Origin of the sequence: Amycolatopsis sp. Hca4 (assembly GCF_013364075.1) — a bacterium.
In the GTDB taxonomy this organism is placed as follows: Bacteria; Actinomycetota; Actinomycetes; order Mycobacteriales; family Pseudonocardiaceae; genus Amycolatopsis.
In genome coordinates this window covers 5,535,518-5,549,744 of record NZ_CP054925.1, presented here as the reverse complement: position 1 = coordinate 5,549,744, position 14,227 = coordinate 5,535,518, and the positions used below count along the sequence as shown (strand labels likewise).

1 pseudogene is annotated in these 14,227 nt (G+C 74.7%); it reads left to right on the top strand.

The features are described from left to right. Nucleotides 1–9 precede the first annotated feature (9 nt). Nucleotides 10–14,204, top strand: a pseudogene (locus tag HUT10_RS52275) (type I polyketide synthase). The last annotated feature ends 23 nt before the right edge of the window (nucleotides 14,205–14,227 follow it).

The window sequence follows — 14,227 nt, the reverse complement described above, 5'->3', positions numbered from 1 at the left end:
TGCGGCACAGTGCGCACCGATCTCATCAAGCCACTTCACGTCGCACTCCTGGAGAACGCGACCCGTTTCGCGGACAAGCAGGCCTTCGCCGACGACCACCGGGCGGTGAGCTACGGCGAGCTCGAAGCGCGGACCCGCAGGCTGGCCGGGCACCTGGCCGTCCTCGGCCTCCGGCACGGGGACCGGGTGGCGATCTGCCTCGGCAACCGGGTGTCCACTGTGGAGAGTTACTACGCGGTCCTGCGGGCGGGCGGTGTCGGCGTGCCGCTCAACCCGGGTGCGGCGACGGCCGAGCTCGAGCACCCGCTGGCCGACAGCGGCGCCACCGTCGTCATCACCGACGCCGTGCAGGCGGCCCGGCTGCGGTTCGCGCCGCACGTCCGGCTGCTGGTGACCGGTGCGGACGTCCCGGCCGGCGCGCATTCGTACGACGAGCTCGCCGGCACCGAACCGGCCGAGCCCGCGGCGGACGACCTCGGCCTCGACGAACCGGCCTGGATGTTCTACACGTCGGGCACGACCGGGCGGCCCAAGGGCGTCGTGTCGACCCAGCGCAACTGCCTGTGGTCCGTCGCTTCCTGCTACGTGCCGTTCCCCGGGCTGTCGGACGCCGACCGGGTGCTCTGGCCGCTGCCGCTGTTCCACAGCCTCTCCCACATCGCCTGCGTGCTCTCGGCGACCGTGGTCGGCGCGACCGTCCGGATCGTGGACGGCGGTTCGGCCGACGACGTCATGCGGGTGCTGCGGGCCGAGGACTCGACGTTCCTGGCCGGCGTGCCGACCACCCACCACCACCTGGTGCGGGCCGCCCGGCAGACCGGGTTCACCGCTCCGAGCCTGCGGATCGGCCTGGCCGGGGGCGCGGTCCTCGGCGCCGGGCTGCGGAGCGAGTTCGAAGAGACCTTCGGCGTGCCGCTGATCGACGCCTACGGCAGCACCGAAACCTGCGGGGCGATCACGATGAACCCGCCGGACGGGGCCCGGGTCGACGGCTCGTGCGGGCGGCCCGTGCCGGGTGTCGGCGTGCGGGTCGTCGACCCGGACACCGGCCTCGAGCGGCCCGCCGGCCAGGAGGGCGAGGTCTGGGTCAAGGGACCGAACGTCATGCTCGGCTACCACAACGATCCGGAGGCGACCGCCGCGGCGATGGCCGACGGCTGGTTCCGCACCGGCGACCTGGCCCGCCGCGACGACGACGGCTACTTCACCATTTGCGGCCGGATCAAGGAGCTCGTCATCCGGGGCGGGGCGAACATCCACCCCGGCGAGGTCGAGGCGGTCCTGCGGACGGCCGACGGGGTCGCCGACGTGGCGGTCGGCGGCGTGCCGCACGAGTCCCTCGGCGAAGTGCCGGTCGCGTACGTGATCCCCGGGCCGTCCGGGTTCGACGCGGGCGCGCTGATCGAGCGGTGCCGCGAACAGCTGTCCGCCTACAAGGTGCCGGAACGGATCGTCGAGGTCGCCCGCATCCCGCGGACGGCGTCCGGCAAGGTCCGGCGGGGCCTGCTGGCCGACGAGCCCGGCGAGCTGCGGTACGCCGCGGCCGAGCACGAGGAGGAGTCCCGGCACGCCGACGAGGCGGTCGCCGCGGAGCTGCGCGCGCGACTGTCCGGAATGGACGAGCGGGCGCAGGGCGAACTCCTCGAAGACCTCGTCCGCATCCAGGCGGCCGACGTCCTGGGCCAGGCCGTCCCGGCCGGGCGCGCGTTCCGCGACCTCGGGTTCACCTCGCTGGCCATCGTCGAGCTGCGCAACCGGCTGACCGAGCACACCGGGTTGTGGCTGCCGGCCAGCGCCGTCTTCGACCACCCGACACCCGCGGCGCTCGCTGCCCGCGTCCGCGCGGAACTGCTCGGGCTCACGCAGGCCGTCGCCGAGCCGGTGGCGGCCGCCGACCCGGACGAGCCGATCGCCATCGTCGGGATGGCCTGCCGGCTGCCCGGTGGCGTGGCTTCCCCGGAAGACCTGTGGCGGCTGGTCGCCGAGCGCGTCGACGCCGTTTCGGACTTCCCGGACGACCGCGGCTGGGACCTCGACGGCCTGATCGACCCGGACCGGGAACGCGCCGGGACGTCGTACGTCGGCCAGGGCGGGTTCCTGCACGACGCCGGGCAGTTCGACGCGGGCTTCTTCGGGATCTCGCCGCGCGAGGCGGTCGCGATGGACCCGCAGCAGCGGCTGCTGCTGGAGACGTCCTGGGAAGCACTGGAGAACGCCGGGGTCGACCCCACCGCGTTGCAGGGCACCGACACCGGCGTGTTCTCCGGCCTGATGGGCCAGGGTTACGGGGCCGGCGCGGCCGAGCCCGAGCTCGAAGGATTCGTCACGACCGGCGTCGCGGCGAGCGTGGCCTCGGGCCGCGTCTCGTACGTGCTGGGCTTGGAGGGCCCGGCGGTCACCGTGGACACGGCGTGCTCGTCTTCGCTGGTCGCGATGCACCTGGCGGCGCAGGCGCTGCGGCAGGGCGAGTGCTCGATGGCGCTCGCCGGCGGGGTCACCGTGATGGCCACGCCCGGCTCGTTCGTCGAGTTCTCCCGGCAGCGCGCGCTGGCGCCCGACGGGCGGTGCAAGGCGTTCGCTTCGGCGGCCGACGGGACCGGCTGGTCCGAGGGCGTCGGCGTGGTCGTGCTGGAGCGGCTCTCGGTGGCCCGCGAGCGCGGCCACCGGGTGCTGGCGGTCGTGCGCGGCAGTGCCGTCAACCAGGACGGCGCGTCCAACGGGCTCACCGCGCCGAACGGCCTCTCGCAGCAGCGGGTCATCCGCCGCGCGCTGGCCGCGGCCGGGCTGGCACCGTCCGATGTGGACGCCGTCGAGGCGCACGGCACCGGGACCACCCTTGGCGACCCGATCGAGGCGCAGGCCCTGCTGGCGACCTACGGGCAGGAGCGGGCGCAGCCGCTGTGGCTCGGCTCGCTGAAGTCGAACATCGGCCACGCGCAGGCGGCGGCCGGGGTCGCCGGGGTCATCAAGATGGTGCAGGCGCTGCGGCACGAGGTCCTGCCGCCGACGCTGCACGTCGACAAACCGACTCTCGAGGTGGACTGGTCCGCCGGTGCCGTCGAGCTGCTGACCGAGAGCCGGGACTGGCCGCGCGGCGACCGGCCGCGCCGGGCCGGGGTCTCCTCGTTCGGCGTCAGCGGGACCAACGCGCACTTGATCATCGAAGAGGCTCCCGCCGAAGAGCCGGTCGCCACCCCGGAGGCCCTGGTGGTGCCGCTGGTGGTGTCGGCGCGCAGCAAGGAGGCGCTGTCCGGGCAGGCCGAGCGGCTGGCGGCCCTGCTGGAAGGGGACGTCTCGCTGACCGAGGTGGCCTCCGCGCTGGTGTCCCGTCGTGCGGTGCTGGACGAGCGCGCGGTCGTCGTGGCCGGTTCGCGGGCGGAAGCCGTGGCCGGGCTGCGAGCGCTGGACCCGGCCGGTGCCGGGACGCCGGGCAAGCTCGTGTGGGTGTTCCCGGGGCAGGGGACGCAGTGGGCCGGGATGGGCCGGGAACTGCTGGACGCGTCCCCGGTGTTCGCCGAACGGATCGCGGAGTGCGCGGCCGCGCTGGAGCCGTGGATCGACTGGTCGCTGCTCGACGTCCTGCGGGGCGAGGGCGAGCTGGACCGGGTCGACGTGCTGCAGCCCGCGTGCTTCGCGGTGATGGTCGGGCTGGCCGCCGTCTGGGAGTCCGTCGGGGTGCGCCCGGACGCCGTCGTCGGGCACTCGCAGGGCGAGATCGCGGCCGCCTGCGTGTCGGGCGCGCTGTCGCTGGCCGACGCGGCGAAGGTGGTGGCCCTGCGCAGCCAGGCCATCGCGGCGGAGCTCTCCGGCCGCGGCGGGATGGCGTCGGTCGCCTTGGGCGAGGACGAGGTGGCCCCGAAGCTGGCGGACGGGGTCGAGGTCGCCGCCGTCAACGGGCCTTCCTCGGTCGTCATCGCGGGTGACGCCGGCGCCCTCGACCGGACGCTGGAAGCGTTGTCGGGCGAGGGAATCCGCGTGCGGCGGGTGGCGGTGGACTACGCGTCCCACACCCGGCACGTCGAAGACATCCGCGACACCTTGGCCGAGACCCTCGCCGGGATCACCGCGCAGGCCCCGGCCGTGCCGTTCCACTCCACCGTCACGAGCGAGTGGATCCGCGACGCCGGCGTCCTGGACGGCGGCTACTGGTACCGCAACCTGCGCAACCAGGTCCGGTTCGGCGCGGCCGCGGCAGCGCTGATCGAGCAGGGCCACACGGTGTTCGTCGAGGTCAGCGCGCACCCGGTGACGGTCCAGCCCTTGAGTGAGCTCACCGGGGACGCGATCGGGACGTTGCGGCGTGAAGACGGTGGCCTGCGCCGGTTCCTGAGCTCGATGGGCGAACTGTTCGTCCGCGGCATCGACGTCGACTGGACCGCGGTCGTCCCCGCCGCCGGCTGGGCCGACCTGCCGACCTACGCCTTCGACCACCGGCACTACTGGCTCGAGCAGGCCGAACCGGCGTCGGCGGGCGACCCGCTCCTGGGCACGGTCGTCAGCACGCCCGGTTCCGGCCGCCTCACGGCCGTGGCCCGGTGGACGCGGCGGGCGCACCCCTGGGCGACCGACGGCCTGCTCCCGAACGCGGTGCTGGTCGAGGCGGCCATCCGGCTCGGCGACCTCGCCACCACCCCGTTCCTCGCCGATCTGACCGTCGACGTGCCCGTGGTGCTGCCGCGGCGCGGTGGCCGGGACGTCCAGCTGATCGTCGGCGAGCCCGGCGAACAGGGACAGCGGCCGATCGAGGTCTTCTCGCGCGAGGCCGACGAACCGTGGACGCGGCACGCCCACGGCACGCTTGCTCCCGTCGCCGCCGAGGCGGAAGGCCCGGCGGCGGCGGGAGACGCCATCGACGTCACCGTGGCCGGCCTGCGCGACGCGGACCGGTACGGCATCCACCCCGCCCTGCTGGACGCCGCCGTCCGCACGGTCGTCGGCGACGACCTGGTCCCGTCCGTCTGGACCGGGGTGTCCCTGCTGGCCGCCGGGGCCACCACCGTCACGTGCACGCCGACGGCGACCGGGCTGCGGCTGGCCGACCCCACCGGGCAGCCCGTGCTGACCGTCGAGTCCGTGCGGGGCACGTCGTCCGCCGCCGGACCGCAGACCACTGACTCGCTGTTCCGCGTCGAGTGGCCGGAAATCCCGCTGCCCGCCGCCGGTGAGACCGGCTTCGTGACGTACGAGGCCACGTCGGCCGAGGAGACGCTGGCCGAGCTCCAGTCCTTCCTGGCGGGTCCCGCGGACACCCGGCTGGCCGTGCTCACCGGGGACGGTGACGAACCCGGCGCGGCCGCGATCTGGGGCCTGGTGCGCTCGGCGCAGTCCGAGCACCCGGGCCGCATCGTGCTCGCCGACCTCGACGACCGCTCCGCGCTGCCCGCCGTGGTGGCGAGCGGCGAACCCCAGGTCCGGGTGCGCGACGGCGTGGCTTCGGTGCCGCGGCTGGCCCGGGTGACTCCCGAGCGGGACGCGCGGCCGCTCGATCCCGAGGGGACCGTCCTGGTCACCGGCGGCACCGGCACGCTCGGCGCGCTGACCGCCCGGCACCTCGTCACCGCGCACGGCGCCCGGCACCTCGTGCTGGTCAGCCGCCGCGGCGAGGCTCCCGAACTCCACGACGAACTGACCGCGCTCGGCGCGTCCGTGACCATCGCCGCGTGTGACGTGGCGGACCGGGCGCAGCTCGAAGCCGTGCTGGCGGCGATCCCGGCCGAGCACCCGCTCACCGCCGTGATCCACACCGCCGGGGTGCTGGCCGACGGCGTCGTCACCGAGCTGACCCCGGACCGGCTCGCCACCGCGCGCCGGCCGAAGGCCGACGCCGCCCGGCTCCTCGACGAGCTCACCCGGGACGCCGACCTCGCCGCGTTCGTGCTGTTCTCCTCGGCCGCGGGCGTGCTGGGCAACCCCGGCCAGGCCGGGTACGCGGCGGCCAACGCCGAACTGGACGCGCTGGCCCGCGAGCGGAACCGCCGCGGCCTGCCGTCGGTGTCCATCGCCTGGGGCTACTGGGCGGCGGTCAGCGGGATGACCGAGCACCTGGGTGCCGCCGACCTGCGGCGCAACCAGCGGGTCGGCATGTCCGGCCTGCCCGCCGACGAGGGCATGGTGCTGCTGGACGCGGCCATCGGCACCGGGGGCGCGCTGGTGGCGGCCAAGTTCGACGTGGCGGCGTTGCGGGCGACGGCGAAGTCCGGCGGCCCGGTCCCGCCGCTGCTGCGCGGCCTGGCCCCGCTGCCGCGCCGGACGGCGGCCAAGACGGCGTCGCTGACCGAGCGGCTCGCCGGGCTGGGCGACGCCGAGCGGACCGCAGCCCTGCTCGACCTGGTCCGCCGGCACGCCGCCGAGGTGCTCGGCCACGCCGATGCCACCTCCGTCCACTCCGGACGGACGTTCAAGGACGCCGGCTTCGACTCGCTGACCGCGGTCGAACTGCGCAACCGCCTCGCCGCCGCGACCGGGCTCACCCTGTCCCCGGCGATGATCTTCGACTACCCGAAGCCCCCGGCGCTCGCGGACCACCTGCGCACCAAGCTCTTCGGCGAAGCCGCACCCCGCCGGGCCGAGATCGGCACCGCCGCGGTGGACGAGCCGATCGCGATCGTCGCGATGGCCTGCCGGTTCCCCGGTGGCGTGCACAGCCCCGAGGACCTCTGGCGGCTGGTCGCCGACGGCGTCGACGCCGTCACCGAGTTCCCCGCCGACCGCGGCTGGGACACCGACCGGCTCTACCACGAAGACCCCGACCACGAAGGCACCACGTACGTCCGGCACGGCGCCTTCCTCGACGACGCCGCCGGGTTCGACGCCGCCTTCTTTGGCATTTCACCGAACGAGGCGCTCGCCATGGACCCGCAGCAGCGGCTGCTGCTGGAGACGTCCTGGGAGCTGTTCGAGCGGGCCGCGATCGACCCGGCCACCCTGGCCGGGCAGGACATCGGCGTGTTCGCCGGCGTCAACAGCCACGACTACAGCGTGCGGATGCACCACGCCGCCGGTGTCGAGGGCTTCCGGCTCACCGGCGGCTCGGCGAGCGTCCTCTCCGGCCGCGTCGCCTACCACTACGGCGTCGAAGGCCCGGCCGTCACGGTCGACACCGCCTGCTCGTCTTCGCTGGTGGCGCTGCACATGGCGGTGCAGGCGCTGCAGCGCGGCGAGTGCTCGCTGGCCCTCGCGGGCGGCGTGATGGTGATGGGCACGGTCGAGACGTTCGTCGAGTTCTCGCGGCAGCGCGGGCTGGCCCCCGACGGCCGGTGCAAGGCGTTCGCCGACGCCGCCGACGGCACCGGCTGGTCCGAGGGGGTCGGCCTGCTCCTGGTGGAGCGGCTGTCCGAGGCCCGCCGCCGCGGGCACCAGGTGCTGGCCGTGGTCCGCGGGTCGGCGGTCAACTCCGACGGCGCGTCCAACGGCCTGACCGCCCCGAACGGCCCGTCCCAGCAGCGGGTGATCCGCAAGGCGCTGGCCGCCGCCGGACTGTCCACTTCGGACGTCGACGCGGTGGAGGCGCACGGCACCGGGACCACCCTCGGCGACCCGATCGAGGCCGAGGCGCTGCTCGCCACCTACGGGCAGGACCGCGAGCGGCCGCTGTGGCTCGGGTCGGTGAAGTCGAACCTCGGGCACACGCAGGCCGCGGCCGGGGTCGCCGGCGTGATCAAGATGGTGATGGCCATGCGCCACGGCGTCCTGCCCAGGACGCTGCACGTCGACCGGCCGTCGTCCCACGTGGACTGGACGGCGGGGGCGGTGGAACTGCTCACCGAAGCCCGCGAGTGGCCCGCTGACGGCCGTCCGCGCCGGGCCGGGGTGTCCTCCTTCGGCATCGGCGGCACCAACGCGCACGTCGTCCTCGAAGAAGTCCCCGAGCCGGTCACCGCGGCGAAGCCGGAGCCGGAAGCGTTCCTCGTGCCGGTGGTCCTCTCGGCGAAGACGGCGGCCGCGCTGCGTGGCCAGGCCGAGCGGCTCGCCGGGTTCCTCGGCGAGCGGCCCGACGTCCGGGTCGTCGACGTCGCCCACGCGCTCGCCACCACCCGCGCCCGGCTCGACCACCGGGCCGTCGTCCTGGCCTCCGGCCGGGACCGGCTCCGCGGCGACCTCGCCGCCTTCGGCCCGGGTGTGGTGACCGGGACGCCGGTCGACGGCAAGCTGGCCGTCCTCTTCACCGGTCAGGGCAGCCAGTGGGCCGGGATGGGCCGCGAGCTCGCCGAGACGTTCCCCGTCTTCCGCGACGCCTTCGAGGCCGCGTGCGCCGCGGTGGACGCGCACCTGGGCGGACGTCCGCTGCGCGAGGTCGTCTTCGGCGACGGCGCCGAGCTGGACCGGACGATGTACACCCAGGGCGCGCTGTTCGCCGTGGAGACCGCGCTGTTCCGGCTCTTCGAGTCCTGGGGCGTGCGGCCGGACCTCCTCGCCGGCCACTCGATCGGCGAACTCGCCGCCGCGCACGTCTCCGGTGTGCTGGACCTGGCCGAGGCGGGCGAGCTGGTCGCCGCGCGCGGCCGGCTGATGCAGGTACTGCCCGCGGGTGGCGCGATGGTCGCCGTCCAGGCGACCGAGGACGAGGTCGCGCCGCTGCTCGGCGACGCCGTCTGCGTCGCCGCGATCAACGGCCCGGACGCGATCGTGCTCTCGGGCGCCGAGGACGCCGTGCTGGCCGTCGCCGCCGAGCTGGCGGAGCGCGGCCGCAAGACGAAGCGGCTGACCGTCAGCCACGCCTTCCACTCGCCGCTCATGGAACCGATGCTCGACGAGTTCCGCGCGGTCGCGGAGCGCCTGACCTACCGGGCCGGTGTGCTGCCCGTCGTCTCGACGCTGACCGGGGAAATCGCGCCGCTCGACAGCCCGGGCTACTGGGTCGATCAGGTGCGCAACGCCGTGCGGTTCAGCGACGCGGTCACCGAGCTGAAGGCCCAGGGCGCGTCGACGTTCCTGGAGCTCGGCCCGGGTGGAGCACTGGCCGCGATGGCGCTCGGCACGCTCGGTGGCTCGGAGCAGAGCTGCGTCGCCACCCTGCGCAAGAACGGCGCCGAGGCCCCCGACGTGCTGACCGCGCTCGCCGAACTGCACGTCCGCGGCGTGGCCGTGGACTGGACGGCGCTGCTCGGCGAGCCGGGTGCGGCGGTCGGGACCGTGCTGCCCACCTACGCGTTCCAGCACCAGCGCTTCTGGGTCGGCACCGACGACGCCGACGTGACTCCGCCCCCGGCGGAACCGGTCGCGGCCCGCTCGGTCGAAGACGTGCTGGAGCTGGTCCGGGAGAGCGCCGCGGTCGTGCTCGGCACCGGGACGCGAACGCGTTCGACCTCGACCGGTCCTTCAAGGACCACGGGTTCGACTCGCTCAGCGCGATCAAGCTGCGCAACCGCCTGCGTGACTTCACCGGGGTCGAGCTGCCCAGCACGCTGATCTTCGACTACCCGAACCCGGCCGTCCTCGCGGACCACCTGAAGGCCGAACTCGACGGCGAACGCCCCGCGGCGCCGGTCGTGGTGGCCCGGGACGTCTCCGACGAGCCGATCGCGATCGTCGGCATGAGCACCCGGCTGCCCGGCGGTGCGGACAGCCCCGAGGAGCTGTGGCGGCTCGTCGCCGAAGGGCGGGACGCGATCTCCGGCTTCCCGGTCGACCGCGGCTGGGACCTCGACGGCCTCTACCACCCGGACCCGGCCCACGCCGGCACGAGCTACACCCGCTCGGGCGGCTTCCTGCACGACGCGGCCCAGTTCGACGCCGGGCTCTTCGGGATCTCGCCGCGCGAAGCGCTGGCCATGGACCCGCAGCAGCGGCTGCTGCTGGAGACGTCGTGGGAGGCACTGGAACGCGCGGGCGTCGACCCGCTGTCCGCGCGCGGGTCCGACGTCGGCGTCTTCACCGGGATCGTCCACCACGACTACGTGACCCGGCTGCGCGAAGTGCCCGAAGACGTCCAGGGCTACACGATGACCGGCACCGCTTCGAGCGTGGCGTCCGGCCGGGTGGCCTACACCTTCGGCTTCGAGGGGCCGGCGGTCACGGTGGACACCGCGTGCTCGTCGTCGCTGGTGGCCATCCACCTGGCGGCGCAGGCGCTGCGCCAGGGCGAGTGCTCGATGGCACTGGCCGGCGGCGCGACCGTGATGGCCAGCCCGGACGCCTTCCTCGAGTTCTCCCGCCAGCGCGGCCTGTCCGCCGACGGCCGGTGCAAGGCGTACGCGGAGGGCGCGGACGGCACGGGCTGGGCCGAGGGCGTCGGGGTGGTCGTCCTCGAACGGCTGTCGGTGGCGCAGGAGCGGGGCCACCGCGTGCTCGCCGTCCTGCGGGGCAGCGCGGTGAACCAGGACGGCGCGTCCAACGGCCTCACGGCCCCGAACGGACCTTCACAGCAGCGGGTGATCCTCGGCGCACTGGCCAGTGCCGGGCTCGCACCGTCCGATGTGGACGTCGTGGAGGGGCACGGGACCGGCACGGCGCTGGGCGACCCGATCGAGGTCCAGGCGCTGCTGGCCACCTACGGGCAGGACCGCGAAACGCCGCTGTGGCTCGGCTCGCTGAAGTCGAACATCGGGCACACGCAGGCCGCCGCCGGGGTGGTCGGCGTGATCAAGATGGTCATGGCCATGCGCCACGGCGTCATGCCTGCGACCCTGCACGCCGACGAGCGCACGAGCCAGGTCGACTGGTCCGCGGGCGCGATCGAGGTCCTCGCCGAGGCACGGGAGTGGCCGCGCACCGGCCGTCCGCGCCGCGCGGGTGTGTCCTCCTTCGGCGCCAGCGGCACGAACGCGCACCTGATCATCGAGGAAGGCCCCGCCGAAGAACCCCCGGTGGACGAGACGGCTTCCGTGCTGCCGCTGGTGGTTTCCGCGCGCAGCACCGGCTCGCTCGCCGGGCAGGCCGGCCGGCTGGCGGCGTTCCTCGACGGCGACGTCTCGCCGGCGGGCGTGGCCGGGACCCTGGTTTCGAGCCGCGCCACGCTGAACGAGCGCGCGGTCGTCATCGCGGGCTCCCGCGACGAGGCCAAGGACGGCCTGCAGGCACTGGCCCGCGGCGAGAACGCGCCCGGCGTGGTGACCGGGACGGCGGGCAAGCCGGGCAAGGTCGTCTGGGTGTTCCCCGGCCAGGGTTCGCAGTGGACCGGCATGGGCCGGGAGCTCCTGGACACCTCGCCGGTGTTCGCCGAGCGGATCAAGGAATGCGCCTCCGCGCTGGAGCCGTGGACCGACTGGTCGCTGCTCGACGTGCTGCGCGGCGACGCCGACCTGCTGGACCGCGTCGACGTGGTGCAGCCGGCCAGCTTCGCGATGATGGTCGGCCTCGCCGCCGTGTGGACCTCCCTCGGCGTGGTCCCGGACGCGGTGCTGGGCCACTCCCAGGGCGAGATCGCCGCGGCCTGCGTCTCCGGAGCGTTGTCACTGGACGACGCGGCGAAGGTGGTCGCGTTGCGCAGCCAGGCGATCGCCGCCGAACTGGCCGGGCGCGGCGGGATGGCGTCGGTCGCGCTGAGCGAGGAAGACGCCCTCGCGCGGCTGGTGCCGTGGGCGGACCGGGTCGAAGTGGCCGCGGTCAACAGCCCGTCTTCGGTCGTGATCGCGGGCGACGCCGAGGCGCTCGACCAGGCCCTCGAAGCGCTGTCCGGCGACGGCGTCCGCGTGCGGCGGGTCGCGGTGGACTACGCCTCGCACACCCGGCACGTCGAAGCCATCGCCGGCACCCTGGACCGGACCCTGGCCGGGCTCAGCCCGCAGGAACCGGCGATCCCGTTCTACTCCACCGTTCTCGGCGCGTGGCTCGAAGACGCCGTCGTCGACGGCGGCTACTGGTACCGGAACCTGCGGCAGCAGGTGCGGTTCGGCCCGTCGGCGGCCGAGCTGGCCGGGCCGGGGCACACGGTGTTCGTCGAGATCAGCGCCCACCCGGTGCTGGTCCAGCCACTCAGCGAACTCGGCGACGACGCCGTGGTGAGCGGAACCCTCCGCCGTGACGACGGCGGGCTCCGGCGCCTGCTGACCTCGGCGGCCGAGCTCCACGTCCGCGGCGTGGCCGTGGACTGGACCGCGGCGCTGCCCACGGCCGGCCGGGTCGACCTGCCGACCTACGCCTTCGACCGGCGCCACTTCTGGCTCCACGAAGCCGAAACCACCGGGACCGAGGCGGGCGGAGGCGCGGACGGCGAGTTCTGGACCGCGATCGAGCAGTCCGATGTGGACAGCCTGGCCGAGCTGCTCGACCTGGTGCCGGAACAGCGCGGCGCGCTCAGCACCGTCGTGCCGGTGCTCGCCGAGTGGCGGGACCGGCGCCGGGAGCGCTCGACCGCGGAGAAACTGCGCTACCAGGTCACCTGGCAGCCCCTCGAACGCGAAGCCACCGGCGTGCCCGGTGGGCGCTGGCTGGCCGTCGTCCCGGCCGGCACCTCCGGCGCGCTCCTGGACGAGCTGGCCGCCCAGGGCCTCGACCTCGTCCGGCTGGAGGTCGGCGGAACCGCGCGGGAGCAGCTCGCCGAGCGGGTGCGGGGTGTCCTGGCCGAGCACGACCTCACCGGCGTGCTGTCCCTGCTCGCGCTCGACGGCGGGCCCGCGGACGCGACCGAGATCACCGCGTCGACGCTCGCGCTGGTCCAGGCGCTGGGCGACAGAGGCGTCGCCGCGCCGCTGTGGTGCCTCACCTCCGGCGCGGTGAACATCGGCATCCAGGACGCCGTCACCGCACCCGCACAGGCGGCGGTCTGGGGCCTCGGCCGCGCCGTCGCACTGGAACGCCTCGACCGGTGGGGCGGCCTGATCGACCTGCCGGCCGCGATCGACGCGCGCACGGCCCAGGCCCTGCTCGGCGTGCTCAACGGCGCGGGCGGGGAAGACCAGCTCGCGGTCCGGCGGTCGGGCGGCTACCGCAGGCGGCTGGTCCGCAAGCCGGTGCCGGAGTCCGCTTCGGGCAAGTGGGAACCGCGGGGCACGGTCCTGGTGACCGGCGGCGCCGAAGGGCTCGGCAGGCACGCCTCGGTCTGGCTGGCGCAGGCGGGCGCCGAGCGGCTCATCGTCACTGGCCACGAGGGCGCCGAGGACCTGCGGGCCGAGCTCGCCGGGTTCGGCACCACCGTCGAGTTCTGCGACGGCACCGACCGGGACGCGATCGCGCGGCTGGTGGCCGAGGCCGAGGTGACCGCCGTGGTGCACGCGGCCGACATCGCCCAGACCAGCTCCGTCGACGACACCGGGCGGGCCGACCTCGACGAGGTGTTCGGCGCCAAGGTGACCACCGCGGTGTGGCTGGACCAGCTGTTCGAGGACACCCCGCTCGACGCCTTCGTCGTGTTCTCCTCGATCGCGGGCATCTGGGGCGGCGGCGGCCAGGGCCCGGCGGGTGCGGCCAACGCCGTCCTCGACGCCCTGGTCGAATGGCGCCGGGCCCGCGGCCTGAAGGCGACGTCGATCGCCTGGGGTGCCCTGGACGAGATCGGCATCGGCATGGACGAAGCCGCCCTCGCCCAGCTGCGCCGCCGCGGTGTGCTCCCGATGGCGCCGCCGCTGGCCGTCACCGCGATGGTGCAGGCCGTCGCCGGCAACGAAAAGGCCGTGGCGGTGGCCGACATGGACTGGGCCGCCTTCATCCCCGCGTTCACGTCGGTCCGGCCCAGCCCGCTGTTCGCCGACCTGCCCGAAGCGAAGGCGATCCTCCAGGCCGCGCAGGACGACGGTGCCGACGGCGACACCGCGGCGTCGCTCGCGGATTCGCTGCGGGCGGTCCCGGACGCCGAGCAGAACCGCATCCTGCTGAAGCTGGTCCGCGGGCACGCCTCGACGGTGCTCGGCCACAGCGGTGCCGAGGCCATCGGCCCGCGGCAGGCGTTCCAGGAGGTCGGCTTCGACTCCCTGGCCGCGGTCAACCTCCGCAACAGCCTGCACGCGGCCACCGGGCTGAAGCTGCCCGCGACGCTGATCTTCGACTACCCCACCCCGGAGGCGCTGGTCGGCTACCTGCGCGTCGAGCTGCTCCGGGAAGCCGACGACGGCCTGGACGGGCGCGAGGACGACCTCCGGCGGGTGCTCGCGGCCGTGCCGTTCGCCCGGTTCAAGGAAGCGGGCGTCCTGGACACCCTGCTCGGCCTGGCCGACGCCGAAGCCGGTCCGGAGCCGGAGGTCCCCGGACCGGCTGCCGGCGACGCAGAACTGATCGACGCACTGGACATCTCCGGTCTCGTGCAACGGGCCCTCGGGCAGACGAGCTGACCGCCGATGGCGAACGAATCGTG